18 protein-coding genes are annotated in these 17099 nt (G+C 43.7%); 9 read left to right on the top strand and 9 right to left on the bottom strand.

The window, feature by feature from the left end; translation table 11 throughout:
- Positions 1 to 457: 457 nt before the first annotated feature.
- From HCJ66_RS14425 to HCJ66_RS14410, 4 genes are all read left to right on the top strand, one after another.
- Positions 458 to 835: a hypothetical protein gene (locus HCJ66_RS14425; protein ID WP_187133772.1), complete on the top strand. Its 378-nt coding sequence runs from the start codon at positions 458 to 460 to the stop codon at positions 833 to 835.
- 227 nt (positions 836 to 1062) lie between these two features.
- The gene (locus HCJ66_RS14420) at positions 1063 to 1272 is read left to right on the top strand and encodes a LapA family protein (protein WP_187133771.1); all 210 of its coding nucleotides are present in this window, start codon (positions 1063 to 1065) and stop codon (positions 1270 to 1272) included.
- A gap of 27 nt (positions 1273 to 1299) precedes the next feature.
- Positions 1300 to 2520 (top strand): chloride channel protein, encoded by a 1221-nt coding sequence (locus HCJ66_RS14415; protein ID WP_187133770.1) that lies wholly within the window; start codon positions 1300 to 1302, stop codon positions 2518 to 2520.
- Between the two features lie 24 nt (positions 2521 to 2544).
- Positions 2545 to 2925, top strand: coding sequence for a PH domain-containing protein (locus HCJ66_RS14410; protein ID WP_036059151.1), 381 nt, complete (start codon positions 2545 to 2547; stop codon positions 2923 to 2925).
- Positions 2926 to 2990: 65 nt separating this feature from the next.
- On the opposite strand, the gene HCJ66_RS14405 is transcribed toward HCJ66_RS14410, so the two are convergent.
- The 8 genes from HCJ66_RS14405 to HCJ66_RS14370 all read right to left on the bottom strand — a co-directional run bounded on the left by HCJ66_RS14405 (position 2991) and on the right by HCJ66_RS14370 (position 12368).
- Positions 2991 to 3641 carry a MarR family winged helix-turn-helix transcriptional regulator gene (locus tag HCJ66_RS14405; protein ID WP_181676276.1) on the bottom strand — a complete coding sequence of 217 codons (651 nt, stop codon included), beginning with the start codon at positions 3639 to 3641 and terminating at the stop codon, positions 2991 to 2993.
- Between the two features lie 97 nt (positions 3642 to 3738).
- Positions 3739 to 5379 carry a M6 family metalloprotease domain-containing protein gene (locus tag HCJ66_RS14400; RefSeq protein WP_187133769.1) on the bottom strand — a complete coding sequence of 547 codons (1641 nt, stop codon included), beginning with the start codon at positions 5377 to 5379 and terminating at the stop codon, positions 3739 to 3741.
- Between the two features lie 136 nt (positions 5380 to 5515).
- Positions 5516 to 6196, bottom strand: a complete 681-nt coding sequence (locus tag HCJ66_RS14395; RefSeq protein WP_187133768.1) for a L,D-transpeptidase family protein — start codon at positions 6194 to 6196, stop codon at positions 5516 to 5518.
- A 285-nt stretch (positions 6197 to 6481) separates the two neighbouring features.
- The gene (locus tag HCJ66_RS14390) at positions 6482 to 7012 is read right to left on the bottom strand and encodes an AAA family ATPase (RefSeq protein WP_343069020.1); all 531 of its coding nucleotides are present in this window, start codon (positions 7010 to 7012) and stop codon (positions 6482 to 6484) included.
- Between the two features lie 428 nt (positions 7013 to 7440).
- Positions 7441 to 9282, bottom strand: a complete 1842-nt coding sequence (locus HCJ66_RS14385) for an ABC transporter ATP-binding protein (protein WP_187133767.1) — start codon at positions 9280 to 9282, stop codon at positions 7441 to 7443.
- Complete coding sequence (locus HCJ66_RS14380) at positions 9279 to 11003, bottom strand: ABC transporter ATP-binding protein (RefSeq protein WP_187133766.1); 1725 nt, start codon at positions 11001 to 11003, stop codon at positions 9279 to 9281. Before HCJ66_RS14380 ends, HCJ66_RS14385 begins: the two co-directional genes overlap by 4 nt.
- An 8-nt stretch (positions 11004 to 11011) precedes the next feature.
- Positions 11012 to 11431, bottom strand: a complete 420-nt coding sequence (locus tag HCJ66_RS14375; protein WP_222717521.1) for a MarR family winged helix-turn-helix transcriptional regulator — start codon at positions 11429 to 11431, stop codon at positions 11012 to 11014.
- A gap of 175 nt (positions 11432 to 11606) precedes the next feature.
- On the bottom strand, positions 11607 to 12368 hold the full coding sequence (locus HCJ66_RS14370; RefSeq protein ID WP_187133764.1) for an SDR family oxidoreductase: 762 nt from the start codon (positions 12366 to 12368) through the stop codon (positions 11607 to 11609).
- Positions 12369 to 12537: 169 nt separating this feature from the next.
- Between HCJ66_RS14370 and HCJ66_RS14365 the strand changes: the two genes are divergently transcribed.
- From HCJ66_RS14365 to HCJ66_RS14345, 5 genes are all read left to right on the top strand, one after another.
- Entirely contained in the window at positions 12538 to 13116 is a 579-nt protein-coding gene (locus HCJ66_RS14365) for a TetR/AcrR family transcriptional regulator (protein ID WP_187133763.1), read from the top strand.
- A gap of 133 nt (positions 13117 to 13249) precedes the next feature.
- Complete coding sequence (locus HCJ66_RS14360) at positions 13250 to 14590, top strand: MATE family efflux transporter (protein WP_181676284.1); 1341 nt, start codon at positions 13250 to 13252, stop codon at positions 14588 to 14590.
- A 205-nt stretch (positions 14591 to 14795) separates the two neighbouring features.
- The gene (locus HCJ66_RS14355) at positions 14796 to 15146 is read left to right on the top strand and encodes a magnetosome magnetite crystal formation protein family (protein WP_187133762.1); all 351 of its coding nucleotides are present in this window, start codon (positions 14796 to 14798) and stop codon (positions 15144 to 15146) included.
- A gap of 78 nt (positions 15147 to 15224) precedes the next feature.
- Positions 15225 to 15626, top strand: a complete 402-nt coding sequence (locus HCJ66_RS14350) for a hypothetical protein (RefSeq protein WP_187133761.1) — start codon at positions 15225 to 15227, stop codon at positions 15624 to 15626.
- Positions 15627 to 15914: 288 nt separating this feature from the next.
- Positions 15915 to 16436, top strand: coding sequence for a cyclic nucleotide-binding domain-containing protein (locus HCJ66_RS14345; RefSeq protein ID WP_187133760.1), 522 nt, complete (start codon positions 15915 to 15917; stop codon positions 16434 to 16436).
- Between the two features lie 104 nt (positions 16437 to 16540).
- Here HCJ66_RS14345 and HCJ66_RS14340 read toward each other — a convergent pair whose 3' ends face one another.
- Positions 16541 to 17041 (bottom strand): GNAT family N-acetyltransferase, encoded by a 501-nt coding sequence (locus HCJ66_RS14340; protein WP_187133759.1) that lies wholly within the window; start codon positions 17039 to 17041, stop codon positions 16541 to 16543.
- Positions 17042 to 17099 lie beyond the last annotated feature (58 nt).

Raw genomic sequence — 17099 nt, 5'->3', positions numbered from 1 at the left:
TGCTGTAACTCATCTTATTCGAACAGCCTCAACAATGCGCGAGGCTATTGCGAAAGAGGACAAATAAGTTTGGTGGGTATTGTTGTTGTTTAGCGGATTAGATATTCACTCTGTTCACATCTATATTGAGGCTGTAACTCATTTTCATTCGAACAGCCTCAACAATGCGCGAGGCTATTGCGAAAGAGGACAAATAAGTTTGGTGGGCATTGTCGTTATTTAGCGGGTAGGATATTCACTTTGTTCATATCCATATTGATGCTGTAACTCATTTTTATTCGAACAGCCTCAACAATGCGGGAAGCTATAGCAAAGGAAGACAAATAAGTTTGGCGGGCATTGTCGTTGTTTAGGATTAGATATTCACTCTGTTCATATCTATATTGAGGCTGTAACTCATTTCATTCGAACAGCCTCAACAATTTCCATCGCATTTCAGAAAGAAGGTGTAACGAAAATGGATAGTATTTTTGCTAATGTTGGCGATTGGTTCGGTACTGCTGTCGTTATTATCGGGATTCTTTTCGGCCTCATCAGCTATTTCAAGAAAGCCGAAACCGAGAAAAAAGAAGAGGAGAAATCCAATCTTCCGAAAGTCCCGAAGCAACGCTCACAAACCCGCTCCAATACTAAGAAAACACCTGCTAAAAAAACGCAACCATCTGGATACAAAGATACTGTAATTAAAGATGCGATCACAAACACTGATACAAACGTAACTCACATGCATCATCACCATACCGTTACGAAAAAACGTGTTCGTGGTAAAATGCAGGACGCTATCATCATGAAAGAAATTCTAGATAAACCTGTTTCACTAAGACAGGAGAAATAAGGTCGAGCCAGTAAGTGTTGCATCACCTCGCGCATTTACTGGTTTTTTCGATTTCATTTTTATGTTTAGTAATAAATTCAACAAAAAAAACACATAATATTTCCGCTCCACTAATTTCTAATGTAAAATAAGATTATCGATGGCTTGTCCAAATTGTATCTAAGTTTAGCCTAAATCATTCTAGGGAATTGTTACTTACTTAAGTTTTTAGATAAGGAGGGTTTCACATGGCCAATAAAAAAATATCAGTCAAAGCTATTATCGGGATTATCATTGCTATCCTATTTATTATTTTCGCCTTTGCCAATTGGGATAGCGTTCGTGTTAGCATCATATTTATGCATTTCAATGCACCACTTGTTTTCATCATCCTCGGTTCCGCAATTATGGGTTCTTTAATCACGCTAGCCTTTAAAAAATTCAGGAAAAATAAATAGAGAAGCATTATTTGGGGGTACGAAAACATGAAACTTCGATTACAACTAGTTCTAACTTTATACGGGATTATTTTAGGCACACTCGTAGCAGTGATTGCCTTCTTATTCCTTCGATTGGCAAATTTCCTCATCTATCTTGTCTGGGATGCAGGAGCTTCATTATTCGGTGATCCCGTATTTTGGCCCATCCTGATATGTACATTAGGTGGCGTATTTGTCGGACTATCGCGAAAACACATCGGGCCATACCCGCGTGAAATGGATGAAGTCATGGGCGAATTTCATACAAATGGTCGCGTTTCCTATCAAGGAAAACTCTGGCGAAACCTTGTAGCCGCTCTGATCGTATTAATGTTTGGCGCAAGTCTTGGTCCGGAGGCCGCTTTAGTCAGTATCTGCGCAGGTCTTGTAACATGGGTCGGCGATAAACTCCATTTTACATACCAACAGCGCGACGCACTCATCGAATTCGGAATCGGCGCATTGCTATCTATCATCTTTGCCTCGCCATTATTCGGAATTGCCTCTACACAAGAAGGAGAAGCTAACCACGACATCAGTAAAAAACTACATATCCAAAAAATAATCATTTACTTCTTCTCCGTATCTGCGGGCTTCCTAGTTTTCTACTACCTTCTGCAACTTAATGACGGCCCAAGCCCATTTGCAAATATAGGCTCGGCTACGATTTCTTGGCCAGAGTTACTTTTACTAATTCCACTCTTACTCGCAGGCAAATATTTTGGTAAAGTATACGGCCTTTTCGAAACCGGCATTACCTTTGCAACTCGTAAAATTCAATCCAAACCCATTATGCTTGCTGTAATTGGCGGCCTGATTTTAGGTGTCTTTGCGTTCTTCCTGCCTAACATGCTCTACTCCGGTGAACACGGGGTCGGTGAAATCGCGAAAGAATACGATTCAATGTCTATCTACCTCCTGCTTGCAATTGGGTTTGCCAAATTATTCGTAACAAGAATATGTCTTGGCACAGGTTGGCGCGGTGGCCACATTTTCCCGATTATTTTTGCCAGTATCGCAGTAGGTTTCGCCTTGACCAAAATACTTCCCGCTGATCCAATATTCATCGTAGCCATTTTTGCAACAGCCTCTTGCGCGGTGATTCTGAAGAAACCGCTCGCCGCTGCTTTATTACTAGCCTTATTTTTTCCGTTCCAATTATGGCTATTTATCGTAGTCGCAGCGTATCTAGCCGTTTATAAACCAAAACGTGTGACAGCTTCATAAACATCATTCAAGGAGGAGATTCAGTTGGGATTCTTAGATAAAATTATGGGAAATGCATCTACAACAGACTTAGAGGAAGTTCAAAAGGAGCTAGTGGATGTCCTTATTCCCGATGAAGAAATTATCGCGGGCTACAAAATCATCCGTAACTCCCTAGCCTTCACAAATAAACGTCTTATCCTAGTTGATAAACAAGGCGTGACGGGGAAAAAAACCGAATATAAAACCATTCCTTATAAAAGTATCAGTCGATTCAGCGTCGAAACAACCGGCCATTTTGATTTAGATGTGGAATTGAAAATCTGGATTTCTAGTGAGTCCGACCCTTCCACGAGCATCAATTTTTCAAAAGGTGCACCTGTCGTGGAAATACAAAAAATCTTGGCACAGGCTATTCTCTCATAAAGAAAACAAGCGCGGCATGGAGTCTCGGGTTATAATCCCAAGCTCTATACCGCGCTTTTGTCTGCTTATTTTTGATTTTCAAAATCTTGATGTCCGAAATGATCTACGTCGCGCATAGCACCGAAATCTGGATATCCACCACGAGAAAATCTTGGATCGCTATGATGACCGCGGTGACCATGACCGCCTGGGTGTGGTCTGCCGCCGCCAAAGCCTGGGAATCCGCCTCTACCTTGCATCCGTGGATCTTCGAAAGCTTCATCGCCAGCAATGTCGCCTAGCTCTTTCTCAAGTTCATCTGTAATTCGGTGCATATAATCGTGCAAATTAGCCTTTTCTTCATCATTTAGCACGTCGAAAATCTTGTTATAGTCGGTTTGGTTATCTTTACTTTGCTCCGCTGCCTCAGCGCCAGCCTCTGTCAACTTCACATTCATCACGCGACGGTCTGCCTCTGATGGTTCGCGTGTGATGTATTCGCTTTTTTCCAATTTCGTCAATAACTCGCCCAGTGACTGGTTACGCATATCAAGCAAATATGCCAATTCTTTCTGTGTAATTTCTGGTTTCATTTTCAAAATGGATAACACGCGACCTTGACCTCGATATGGGTTGCCAAACGGTCCAGCACTACGTAAATTGTGGATTTGATAGTGGTGTAACATCCGGTTAAATTGGATAAATTGTTTCATTAAATTGTTTTCTGTTTCGCTCATTTGTAATTCCTCCATTTGATTTTTTTCGTCATAAGACATAATTAAAAGGTACCTTTGTTTATATTATAAAGGCACCTTCCTAATTTGTCAAGCTGATTTAATTCGTTACTTTAATGAGCACGGTATCCTTTTTAGATCCGTCTAATGTTCGTGCTGTGATTGTAGCTGTACCAACTGCTTTCCCGGTTATCTTACCTTTTGCATCTACTATCGCGATTTTTGCATCTGAGGTCGTCCAAGCGATTCCTTTATTCGATGCGTTGGTTGGTGCAATGGTTGCGCTCATCTGGAAGGAGGCGTTCTTTTTGATGTAGACACCGCTACGATTAAGTGCGACCGCTGTCACTGGATAGGCTGGACCAATCGTGACGGACATCGCCGTTCCTGGTTTTGAATTCACTTTGAATGAGAAATTCGGATAGGCACCATTACTGAGACGATTCGATGGATTTGTGCGATTATTCAAATAGATTTGCTGCACTTTTCCTCGAGATCCCGTGCCAACGTAGTAGAAAGCATCAGACATTGCTGTACTGCCACTATTCAGTTGAGAAAAGCCTGCAATACCTTGATTCGCTTCTTTCAGGGTTACAAGTTGCTTGCCGATCGTTTGATTGCTACCATAGTTTGTATTCACATGATAAATCGCGATGCCGCCTTTGTATACTTTGCCAATCAGCGCGCGGTCAAAACCGATAAATTGCCGATTCTCAATTAAAAAATATTCTTTTGAGGAACTCGTGTTGACTCGCAAAATCGTCGTACCCGCGTATACGTTTTGGACGGAGGACGTTGTTGTGCTCACAACTCGTGGTGTCACCGCACCAATTTTGACTTTGGAGTAGGCGTCTAGAAGTACTGGCGTTTGGCCTGGATAACTATCGCCAGACTGTGTTCCCCATGCACCTTTTGCCATCAAACTGTAAGTGCCAAGCCCGCTTCCTGAACCACTCGTGTTATAGAGATCTAGCAAGCCTAAATCGTGGCCGAGCTCATGTGCGATAACACCGATTGTCGCCATATGCGTGCCATGCATCTCGCCAAACTGCGTGTATGTGAAGAATGTTTTGCCATCCAACTTGGGCGTAATAGTCGAATTCATGCCCCACATATGTCCCCAAACCGAGAGTGCCGTATTCATGTAAGCCCGCTCCTGCCCAGCTATAATCGTCATCACATGCAATTCCCCAGCATCGATGCGACCATTTTTATTCGTATCGTATTGTGCAAAATTAACAAAACCATTCGCTGCAATAAGCGCATCCCGAACAATATATTGGTTACGCGTATCAATCGCCGCGCCGGTCCGAGGATGGTTAAGATTCAGTTTCACTCGAACCACACCATTATTAACAGTACCCGACGTTTCGCTCGCTGGAACTAGATTAATTTTGGCATTGGTTGCTTGTGTATAATAAAGTCGCACTGATTTACTCGTCGTACTAAAAACCTTCTGATTCCAACTTGCTTCGCTCTGCTTGATTGCCACGTCTTTGAAACTCACTAAAATCACTAGCACGCGATTTGTCGTTGGCATAGCGCTCACTTTCGGAATCGCCGTCGTTGGTGCCTGCGCTGGTAGAGATGATGCGCTCGGATATTTACTTACCGTAACGGGGGTCGTTTTTTGATTTGCTGCCTGTAAGGAATCTGCGGAACTTGCTTGTGCTGTCGTTGCGGTACATATCGATAGAACCATCATGACTATCAGCGCCATCCATTTCAGAATAGGCCGCATGATTTGTTCCTCCTTTAATTTCGGCAAAATTCACCGCTTCTTGATTGGTAATTAATACCCGTAATTAAAAAAGGTTAAACGATGCGCATAGGTGAACAATAAAAAAAGCCCTCCGAATTCGGAAAGCTCCCTTCGTTTAGTATCTACTCAATTCCGTTCTCGGCGATTGAATAATTACCGGTTTCTTCTTCGGATCGAGCCATTTCAGAATTTTAAGGACGTTCGCTTGGCTTGTTCCTGTGCAACCCATCGTGTAACTGCTAGATACGTGGAAAAAGATTGCCGAGCCCCAGCCTGGTTTTCTCAGCGGATTATAGTTAATCGCGAACGCATAATTATACGCTGGCTGATACAATTTTTCTGCAGATTTCCAGCGATTATTGACCGGAAGTACTTGCCACGAATTGTAAAACTTCGACTTGCCATCATCCACCCACACATCGCGCGTACTCGTTTTGCGGTAAGGCATCTTCGTCCCCGGATTAGCGTAGCGACCGAACGCCGTACCTAGCGTGAACTTCCCACGCGGACTTTGAACAACCGTTTCCCTCATTGTCGTCGCAAAACCATCCCTGCCGATAAATCCGTACATCAACGCCTTGCGCTGCCAAACGCCCTTACTATCCCGCTCAAACGTCTGAATCGTTGCCTTATTGGACTTGTAACCCGGCGTCGTCACCAAAATCAGCTGCTTATTTGCCCCAACTGACTTGAATCGCTGCGCATCATTCGTCGCCGCATCCGCCTTGCCCCCAACTGTAAAAACAATCCCGAACGCTAGAAAAACAACAGCCATACTCCAAAATACTTTTTTCACAACAAAATCCCCCCCCTACTATCTTTATATGGTTCCACGTTTTCAGATGTTCAAACATGACGCCGAGAAAAACAGCATGATCATTGCCAAAAAAGATATCCATGATGCTCCCGTTATTTTTAACGATTATGCCTATGCCGTATTTATAAAGAAGGGGCGAAATTTCTCGCAAACCGACTTTAACAAAGCAAAAAAAGAACACGCCCGACTACCATCTAAAGATAAAGCACTACATTAAAGACTATAGAAAGCATCCGCAAAAAATGGATGCGCTCTATAGTCTTTTTACTTTGATTGAAGCTCTGTCAAAACCAGCTCCACTTCTTCCTCGACTGTCATATCCCCAGTAACTCGTAACACAGGACATTCCAAGTTCTGAAACCAGGTCTCATGCAATTTCTTGCTCCGAACATCCACATCCCCGTCCTCATACCTCGACGCCCATGCAACAAATTCCATATGCTCCTGATGCCTACTTCCTCCCGGCAAAATCGCCTCACCATAACGCACCCGTTCCCGTCTGACCAAGCGTTCCAATCGCACATCCCGCGGCACCTCCAAAAATACGACCACATCAAAAAACGGTTCCAGCGGCGTTCCCCAGTTAGACAATGCTCCCGACAACACCCAATCCTCACGCGTCATAAAATCCCGTTCCATCATCTCCAGCCGATTCTCAATCGCCCGTTTGACAGAAAACTTCTCCTCCCAATAATAATCATCCGTATCAAAAAAAGCCACCCCAAGCCTATCAGCCAGCGCCTTACCAAGCGTCGACGTCCCAGCCCCCGACGCCCCCATCACATGAATCCTCACAACAATCACTCCTCATAAAAGTAACTTCCCCACCATACTACCACAAAAAAGCACCACCAACCAAAATAAAGCGTGACGACAAACACTCATTTTCGTCGTCAAAAGCTCCGTTCCAGTGCTCACGTACTCTAGTACGCTCCGCCCTGATACTCGCTTTTGCCTTGAAACTAAGCATTTGTCGTCACGCTGAAGTTTGAAGATACATCATGTAACGCGGTTTTTCTGCAGTCTTAATCTCTTAATCTCTTCACGCCCAGCGTTGAAGTCACCGCCACACCTCAGGCGGACGACAAATGCTTAGATGCTAGGCAAAGCCGAGCAACGGAGCGGAATGTACGACTTGTACATGAGCACCGTAGCACAGGCTTTAACGACGCAGATGAGCATTTGTCGTTCGCCTGAACGTTTGTCGTCCGACTGAGAGAGACTTAGACGGCTTGGTCGTTTGCAAACTGACTATTATAAAGATCCGCATAGAAACCATTTTCAGCAAGTAATTCTTTATGCGTTCCTTGCTCAATAACGTTCCCGTGATTCATAACCAGAATCAAATCCGCATCACGAATCGTCGACAATCTATGCGCAATTACAAAGCTTGTCCGGCCTTCCATCAAATTCCCCATCGCAAGCTGGATGTTAAGCTCTGTCCGCGTATCCACACTTGATGTCGCCTCATCCAGAATCAAGATGCTAGGATCAGAAAGAATCGCGCGCGCAATCGTCAATAATTGTTTTTGCCCTTGCGAAATATTGGAACCTTCTTCATTCAGAATGGTGTCATAACCGTCCGGCAAACGTCTGATAAACTCATCCGCATAAGCCGCTTCTGCTGCCGCGATAACTTCTTCCGTCGTCGCGTCATCTCGCCCATAAGCAATATTATCCGCGATTGTACCGTTGAATAACCATGTATCCTGAAGCACCATTCCGAATTTATCACGCACATCGTTTTTCGTCATATCGCGTGTATCGACACCGCCAAGACGAATACCTCCGCCTTCCACATCGTAAAAGCGCATCAGCAAGTTAATAATCGTTGTTTTACCCGCACCAGTCGGACCAACAATCGCCACCATCTGGCCTTCTTTGACATCAATATTCAAATCGTGCATCAATGGTTTATCTGGCGTATAACCAAATTTCACGTGATCGAAAACAATCCGATCCGATTCTCCCGCACGATGTTCTACGTTTTCTGGAATAATATCCTCTTCTTCTTGTTCATCCAACACTTCAAAAATACGTTCCGCCGAAGCCATCGTGGATTGAATGACATTCGAGATGTTGGCCACACTTGAAATCGGTTGTGAAAATAGTTGTACATATTGTGTGAACGCTTGGATATTACCAACAGTTAGCGTACCATTCGTTACAAAAATACCACCACCAACACAGACCGCCACGTAACCAAGATTACCGACAAATTGCATTAACGGCATCATGATACCCGAGATGAATTGGGCTTTTTTCGCAGCGACGTAGTAATCTTTATTCACTACATCAAATTTGCCAAGCGTCTTCTTCTCTTGACCAAAAGCCTTCACAACCGTGTGTCCGCCAAAAGTTTCCTCTACGTGATCGTTTAGCACACCAAGGTTTTTCTGTTGCGCGCCGAAATACTTTTGTGAACGGCTAGCGACAATGGCTACGAGTAGCACACTGAGTGGAACGGTCGCAACAACAATCAGCGTCATCTGCCAACTAATCGTCAACATCATAATCAGAACGCCGACAATTTGTACAATCGCCGTAATCGCCTGCGTCAACGCCTGTTGCAACGTATTCGCGATGTTATCCATGTCATTCACAGAACGACTTAAGATATCACCATTCGAACGCGTATCAAAATAGCGCAGCGGTAAACGACCCAATTTCGCCTTCAACTCTTTACGCATATCATACACCGTACGTTGCGCTACACTCGACATCACATATTGTTGCAGGAAGCTAAAGAGCGAGCTACCTAAGTAAAGCATCAATACGACAAACAAGACATCAAAAATCTTATCATAATTAATCCCAGCCGGCGTCATTACACCAGTAAATATCTCCGTCGTCGCCTTCCCAAGTTCTTTCGGGCTAATAACGTTGAAAATGGTCGACAGTATCGCGAGTAAGAGCACTACAATGAGTGAGATAGCACGCGGTTTCATATATCCTAATAAGCGAAACAAGGACTTTTTAAATTCCTTAGGCTTGGCTGTTGGCATCACGGTTCTTCCGCCACCTGGGCCGCCGCCATGTCCACCTGATCCTGGTCCTGGACTCATGCTATCTCCTCCTCTGACAATTGTGATCTCATAATTTCTTGATAAATCTGATTCGATTCTTTCAGTTCTTCATGTGTTCCAATTCCAGCAACTTTACCTTCGTTGACCACAATGATTTGATCCGAATCAACAACCGACGTAATCCGTTGCGCCACAATAATCGTGATTGATTCTCGCGTTTCCGGTTTTAAGGCCGCGCGCAACAACGAATCTGTTTTAAAATCGAGCGCTGAAAAACTGTCATCAAAAATATAAATCTGCGGTTTTCGAATCAACGCCCGCGCAATCGCCAAACGTTGCTTTTGACCGCCGGAGAAGTTATTTCCGCCTTGTTCGACCCGACTATTTAAGCCATCCGATAATTTCGAAACAAAGTCTTCCGCTTGAGCCGTCCGTAATCCTGCCCAAATTTCTTCTTCCGTCGCTGTTTCATTACCATAGCGCATATTTTCCTCGATATCACCAGTAAACAACATCGCTTTTTGAGGCACTAAACCGACCTTCATCCGCAAATCTTCCTGCGTCATTTCTTTCACATCAAGACCATTCACGCGAACAGATCCTTCCGCCACATCATAAAAACGTGGAATCATGTTGATAATTGTTGACTTCCCAGCCCCCGTACTACCAATAATCGCGATTGTTTCACCAGCTTTGGCCTTAAAGGTGATACCCTCAATAACTGGCTTTTCAGCACCTGTATAGCGGAAAGTAACGTTATCAAATTCCAATGAAACTGGCGCCATCGCATTTTTCGCATCTTTAGGATCATGAATTTCCGTATCCATTTCTAGCACTTCATTAATACGCTCTGCCGAAGCCGCCGCACGCGGAATCATGATAAATACAGCTGAAACCATCATGAACGCGATCATAATTTGCGTCGCATACTGAATAAACGCCATCAAATCCCCAACTTGCATACTGCCATCACCGACAAATTTCGCGCCAATCCAAATAATCGCGATAGTCGTCAAGTTCATAATCAGCATCATCATCGGACTCATCAAGGAAAGCAGTCTGTTAACGCCAACCGCCGTTTTCGCGTAGTCCTCATTGGAAACATCGAATTTCTTCAGTTCATCATCGCCGCGGTTGAACGCACGAATCACTCGAATCCCCGTCAAACCTTCGCGAATAACTTGGTTCAGTTTGTCCATTTTCTTTTGTAGCGATTTAAACATCGGCATCGCTTTTCCACCGATAAGTACGACCATTACGAGTAAAATTGGCAGTACTACCACAAAAATAAGCGACAGTTTGGCATCTTTACCAACTGCCATGATCACGCCACCAATCAACATAATTGGCGCCATTACCATCATTCGTAACATCATGTACAACACGTTTTGAATTTGTACAACATCATTCGTTGAGCGCGTAATCAAAGACGCCGTCCCAACTTTGTCAAACTCCTGCAATGAAAAATTCTCTACTCGGCCAAAAATGTTATCCCGCAAATCGCGTCCAAATCCCATCGAAATTTTGGATGCATAATACACGATAACAACAGAAAGCCCTCCTGAAAGCGCAGAAATGCCTAGCATCTGCAAACCTACTTTCCATATGTAGGCCGTGTCACCTTTCGCGACACCTTTGTCAATAATGTCTGCCATCAACGTCGGTAAATACAGCTGACCAAGCACTTGCAGAAATGTTAGTACTAAAACTAGTACGATGCCCCATTTATAGGCGCCCATTCGCTTCATTAATCTCATCATAACGTTGCTTATACCTCCTCGTTCTCAGCTTTTTTGTTGAGATACTCTGTTAATTTATCCAGTAGCGAAATTAATCTCTCCATTTCTTCTTTACCCAAAAACAAGGTCATATCCTCAAAATTCTTGTGAAAAGTTGAAATAATTTCTTCTACTACCTCTTTGCCCTTTTCCGTAAGTTGAATATACGCGGCTCGTTTGTCCACTGGGTCCTGACTTCGAACGATTAGCTTCTTCTCCTCGAGCGCGTTGATTTGCTGCGTCACGCTTGGTTTGGAAACCCTAAGAATCGCTGTCGCATCCGATACTTTCATTCCTTGTTCATGATCTGAATGCCGTAAACCTTGATGTAACATAAACAAGAACCGTGTTTCGGACCGCTTTAAACCAGGAACCTTAAAATTTTGCAGCTCGGCCCGCTTGAAGTTCATGAAAGCTTTCACAACGGATTGGCCTAAATCTTCCTCCGAATTATGCACTCTCTTGCATCCCCTTTTTATTTAGTTTACTTAACTAAGTATATTACTCTTATGTAGAAAGTCAAGCATAAACCATCGCAAAAAAACTCCCAGCAATGAAGCTAGGAGCCGTTCTTCGTTCACTTATTTAATACGCTGTCCAACCAGCATCGGCGGTCACAACAGTACCATTTACAAAGCTAGAATCATCCGATGCTAAGAATAACGCGACTTTTGCTATTTCTGATGCTTGACCAACTCGCGGATTCGTTCCAATACCAATCATCGCGCGCGCCTGACCAAATTCATCTGGTGCATAAAGCGTGGTCCCGATATTCGTCTCTACCGCACCTGGCGCAATCGCATTACAACGAATATTCTTAGTGGCATATTGGAAGCCGACATTTTTTGTAAAACCAACAACCGCGTGTTTCGAAGCTGTATAAGCCGCGCCTGCACGTGAGCCAAATAGACCACCTGCTGATGCAATATTCACAATAACACCACTTTCTTTCGGCTCAAAAATGGACAATGCTTTTCTTGTGGCACGCATCACACCAGTCGTATTAATCGCAAAAACACGATCCCAAAGATCATCCGTTATGTCGCCAGCAGGAACAAAATTATCCATGATTCCCGCATTATTAACGAGTATATCCAACGTGCCGTAAGCCTCGACTGCTTTATCAATCATCGCCTGCACGTCCTCTTCCTTCATTACATTAGCAACAACCGCCAACGCTTCCCCTTTGATAGCCTTGATTTCTGTCACCGTCTCCTCTGCTGCTTCCAAATGAATATCCGCAACGACTACTTTCGCGCCCTCTTTTGCATAAAGTAAAGCAATTTGACGTCCCATTCCTGATGCCGCACCTGTTACTAACGCTACTTTTCCAGCTAATTTACCCATAATTATTCCTCCTCAAATTTAAATTGCGCCAGAGTTTCAAAAACAACTCCATGCATTCAGTATAGCCCTGTTCAGCATCCCACTTCAATAGGTAATGAAAGCGGTTTTTGTTGCTTTGGCGACACTTTTGCGGTATATGTATACTAACAACCGAAAAGGACGTGAAAAAATGACCGCAAAACCTGACCGACGCATCCGAAAAACGAAAGCCGCCTTCGCCAATGCTCTCTTAACACTTCTAAATGAGAAAGCCTTCAAGAAAATTACCGTCACCGATATCGTCACGCATGCTGATGTCAATCGCGGAACGTTCTACAAACATTACCAAGAAAAAGAAGATTTGCGAGATGAAGTCATCGCGGACGTTCTGACCGATCTTGAAGTCGCCTACCGAGATCCCTACGAAAAAATGACGCCATTCTCCGTGGAAAGAATGACACCAGCGATGGTCAAGATTTTCGATCATGTTTACGCCCATAAATTATTCTACAAACAAGCCATCGATGATAAATTACGATCCGGTTTTCAAAACCAACTGTGTGACGCGATAAAACGCATTGCTCTTCGCGATTTTGCGGACGTTTTAAAACATTCGGACGCCAATCCCGAACTCCATGCAAGCTATCAAGCCCACGCCATTTTTGGATTAATTGTTTACTGGGCACAATCCAATTTTGACTATTCGCCCGCTTATATGTCCGAGCAACTGCTCCAAATCGTGCATTCCGACACTTCCTTTACTACTTAGTAATTGTTACAGTTCGTTATCATTTGTTGATTAGTCTATACTTTAATCATGACCTGCCTTATAATAGGGAGATATTGTTGTAAGCGTGATAACATTCGCTTAACGCCTAGGTTTATCGAAAGGAGCAGGTCGCATGGATAAAAGTCAAACCGCATCAAAATTAAGCTTATTCTCCCTCGCTTGGCCCATCTTTATAGAGCAGTTTTTGCGGGTCATGATTAGTTACGTCACCGTCTTTATGTTGGGGCACTATTCCGATGACGCCGTCGCAGCAACTGGTGTCGCGAATCAAATTCTTGTACTTTCCGTCATCATGTTCGCTTTTATCAGCGTCGGCGTGCAAATCCTTGTCGCACAAATGATCGGCGCGAAGAAACACCGACTCATCGAACAAGTCATCACAAATGGCATCGTGTTTTCCGTCGTGATTGGCGCCATTGTCAGCCTTATTTTCCTGCTGCTATCCGCGCAATTTCTAACATGGATGGGGCTTGATCCGCACCTAGTCGAAATCGGCACACCATTTCTTGAAATCATCGGGGGCGTCTCCATCCTAACCGCGATTCCCTATTCGATTATGCCTATTTTGCGGACACATGGTTACGTTCGCCAAGCTATGTACATTCCCGTTGTCGCTGGAATCATCACGGTCATAGGAAACTTCCTCGTTTTATACGGACCACTTTCCTATCTAGATTTAGGCGTTACAGGCGTCGCACTAGCCACGGTTTTCGGCAACTTTATCGCCGTTTTCCTATCCATCTGGCTTCTGCATCGTCACGTCGAATACCGCTTCAAATGGCATAAATTCAAAGAACTATCGCGGCGGACGATGTATTCCATTTTGCGACTCGGCCTGCCTTCCGCTGGTGAAAATATGTCCTACGCAGGTTCACAGCTCGTCGTCACCGCCATCATTGCCCTCATGGGTACCGATGCCCTGACGACCAAAGTGTACGCCTCAACGGTCAGCCAATTCGTTGCCCTGTTCGCCATCTCGATTGGTCAGGCATCCCAAATCATCATCGGACGCGCAGTTGGAGCAAAAGAAGTCGACCGCGCCTACAAACAAGGCTTGCGAAGCTGGAAAATAGGGCTCGCCATTGCCGTTTGTCTCAGCGTTCTCATCTACTTCTTCTCAGAACCAATCATGCATCTATTCACGTCCAACGAAGAAATTATCGCGATGACTAAACAACTATTTTTCCTATCCATCTTTCTTGAAATCGCACGTTCCACCAACATCATTATCATCAGCAGTCTCAACTCAACAGGTGACGTCCGCTTCCCATTCATCGTCGGCATTATTGTGATGTGGATAGTCAGCCTCCCATTCTCCTATATCCTTGGTATCACAGCAGGGATGGGACTAGTCGGCGTCTGGCTCGCCTACATCATCGACGAAGGAATCCGCGGTGGCTTGATGGTATACCGCTGGCGCTCCAAAGTCTGGTCCTTGAAATCTGTTCTATAGGCCTAGTAAATCGGCGGCAAGCGTTTGTGTAAAGCCGGATTTATCTCTTACCCAACGATATAGTTCACGATGTCTTTGGTAAGAACTTTTCTGTACTTACAAAAATGTAATGTCACCGTCCCATATTGTCACCTAATGCAATGGTTCAAGCGTACCGTCCTATCGTATAATAAAGACATCAAGTTACGAAAGGACGTTTTACATTATGAACGATCAAAAAATATTAAATGCACTCAGCTATTTCAGCTTATTCTTCGCACCATTTATCGTACCCATTGCCATCTGGATTTTTAGTGGTACAGAAAATACGAAGCATCACGCAAAAGTGGCTTTATTCACACATATCCTACCAACAATTGGTGGTATCTTTACAGCACTCAGTATCGGAATTGTCGGATTTAGCACCAACAGTACGAATGTCACTGGTTTTATCGGGCTCGGTTTAGTCGTTGTAGTCGGCCTGATGACCATCGTCCTCGCACTATTCAATATTGTCCGAGGTATCCAAGCGTTGACGGCAAAAGAAGATAATCCACGTTTTAACTCTATCGATTAATTATCGTAAAAGCTAGCTGAGAACAAGATTCCAGCTAGCTTTTGTGATATAATATGGGATGAAATGGAGGAATGCATCATGCGTTTTATCTTTGCTTACTTAACTGTATTTATATTGGGGATCTTTTCTGTTATTGGAATGGAAGCCATTATGTACGGTGAAATAACGTATCAGCTCGTGTTTGCAGCCATTCTGTTCGCTGCACCGCTCATACTCGTTGGCACGACCATCGCTGAAATGTTCTACGGCTTCAGCAAAATTGCAACGTCGAAACGCTTCATCGTTTGGGGCTTTCTTTTCGGCGTGATTGCAACCGTAGTTATCACTAGTATATTGCAACTCATCAGCGCGATAATGGTCATCTTGATTTCACTGCTCGGCGGTGTACTCTGCGCGATTCTAGCATGGATCTTTTTTGCGATTCGCGGCGGTCAAAAAGCAAGCGGAAAAGCAGCAACCAGCACAAACAGCAACACGTAACGTCAAATAGCGATGAAATCCAATTTTTCATCGCTATTTTTGTATTCTCATTGAAGGTTAACTTTCCACATAATTGGGTATATACAACGGATACCTATATTTATATCAGAAGAGAGGAATTTACTATGTCTACAAATAATACCGCAGAAGACACAGCATCACACATCCTCACATTGCTTAAAAGACGCAGACTTCCATAACCATTGTACACAAGAAGTCTTAAAAACTGGATCTACAATACCATTATCTAGTCTAAGTAATAGCCTATGTCTAATAGAGAACGGTTTTTTGAGCTGTTTACGAGATATTGATTTAGACGAACACTTACATATGCTCCTACAACCCGGCGATTTTTCAAGTCTTCCATCTGATTCAGAAGAAATTCCTGAGATCACAGAATGCAGAGCACTAACAGAAGTTACCTACTGGGAAATCGATACTGCTTTCTTTAAAAAAATGATGTCCCGCGAGGATCCTGATGGCGAGATTTTCACCAAACATGTCATTAAATCTAGAAAAAATATCGAGGAACATTTCCTAATGGACCGCATGCATCCAGAAGATCGAATTTATTTCAGCTTACTCATGATGATGCCCCTTTCTTCACCACTCAGCACCAACGTTACACAGCTACCATCTTTCGTCAGTAATGAAACGATAGCCGAATTTGCGATCACCCCGGTCAACTATACCTTGAATGTTTTGCAACAATTACAAGAAGAACAGATGCTTTCTATCGGCGTAGATCACTGGCTGATAATCGACGTTGCAGCATTCCATACTATTTTACAAGCGAAGAACATTCTATAATCGCAGTTACCTTTAAAAACAGAAGAGCAGGGACCAATGTATAGCGCCATTTAGTAATGGTATATACATTGATTCCTGCTCTTTTTATCCTAAAAACGCTTGCCTCAAACTTCTTCTTCCACATGCTGAATCAACTGCAAGCGCACCGTTTCCAACTTATGTCCGTAGAAGTCTTCCTCAAATTTATCCCAATCCACAAATCCACGCGCCTTGTAAAAAGCAATCGCATTTGTATTTTCCAGTTCCACATTCACAAATAATGGCAATGGCAACGCGAACAACTTGATACCTTCATCAAGCAGCATCGTTCCATACCCCTTATTCTTCACACCCGGCAACAAATAAAAAGCCGCGAGTTCACTCTTACGTTTCTCAAGCTCGATAAAATTAGCAAAGCCAATCACATCAGCGTCCTGCTCCAACACCGCAAATGGCGTCGCAGAAACACGCGTTTTCAGCGTTTCCAAATTATAAAACATGTCTAAAAATCGATCTTGCACCGCGCGTGGAATAATATCCTCGTACGTGTCATGCCAAGATTTTTCCGCGATATTTTGAATAGCCTCAATATCTTCTAGCGTTCCTTTTCGAATTTGAACTGTCATCTGTGATTTCCCCTTTCATCTTTTGAGATGTAGCGTTATCACTTAGTATACCCTTTCA

The sequence above is a fragment of the Paenilisteria portnoyi genome (assembly GCF_014322795.1).
In the GTDB taxonomy this organism is placed as follows: domain Bacteria; phylum Bacillota; class Bacilli; order Lactobacillales; family Listeriaceae; genus Listeria_A; species Listeria_A portnoyi.
Note: the sequence above shows the minus strand (reverse complement) of the source record. Positions and strands in the feature narration are given on the sequence as shown.

What these genes read in the sequence shown, in the direction of transcription:
- HCJ66_RS14425 (WP_187133772.1), top strand. Translation starts at nt 458, where the DNA reads ATGGATAGTATTTTTGCTAATGTTGGCGATTGGTTCGGTACTGCTGTC.
- HCJ66_RS14420 (WP_187133771.1), top strand. Translation starts at nt 1,063, where the DNA reads ATGGCCAATAAAAAAATATCAGTCAAAGCTATTATCGGGATTATCATT.
- HCJ66_RS14415 (WP_187133770.1), top strand. Translation starts at nt 1,300, where the DNA reads ATGAAACTTCGATTACAACTAGTTCTAACTTTATACGGGATTATTTTA.
- HCJ66_RS14405 (WP_181676276.1), bottom strand. Translation starts at nt 3,641, where the DNA reads ATGAGCGAAACAGAAAACAATTTAATGAAACAATTTATCCAATTTAAC.
- HCJ66_RS14400 (WP_187133769.1), bottom strand. Translation starts at nt 5,379, where the DNA reads ATGCGGCCTATTCTGAAATGGATGGCGCTGATAGTCATGATGGTTCTA.
- HCJ66_RS14385 (WP_187133767.1), bottom strand. Translation starts at nt 9,282, where the DNA reads ATGAGTCCAGGACCAGGATCAGGTGGACATGGCGGCGGCCCAGGTGGC.
- HCJ66_RS14380 (WP_187133766.1), bottom strand. Translation starts at nt 11,003, where the DNA reads ATGATGAGATTAATGAAGCGAATGGGCGCCTATAAATGGGGCATCGTA.
- HCJ66_RS14375 (WP_222717521.1), bottom strand. Translation starts at nt 11,431, where the DNA reads ATGAACTTCAAGCGGGCCGAGCTGCAAAATTTTAAGGTTCCTGGTTTA.
- HCJ66_RS14370 (WP_187133764.1), bottom strand. Translation starts at nt 12,368, where the DNA reads ATGGGTAAATTAGCTGGAAAAGTAGCGTTAGTAACAGGTGCGGCATCA.
- HCJ66_RS14365 (WP_187133763.1), top strand. Translation starts at nt 12,538, where the DNA reads ATGACCGCAAAACCTGACCGACGCATCCGAAAAACGAAAGCCGCCTTC.
- HCJ66_RS14360 (WP_181676284.1), top strand. Translation starts at nt 13,250, where the DNA reads ATGGATAAAAGTCAAACCGCATCAAAATTAAGCTTATTCTCCCTCGCT.
- HCJ66_RS14355 (WP_187133762.1), top strand. Translation starts at nt 14,796, where the DNA reads ATGAACGATCAAAAAATATTAAATGCACTCAGCTATTTCAGCTTATTC.
- HCJ66_RS14350 (WP_187133761.1), top strand. Translation starts at nt 15,225, where the DNA reads ATGCGTTTTATCTTTGCTTACTTAACTGTATTTATATTGGGGATCTTT.
- HCJ66_RS14340 (WP_187133759.1), bottom strand. Translation starts at nt 17,041, where the DNA reads ATGACAGTTCAAATTCGAAAAGGAACGCTAGAAGATATTGAGGCTATT.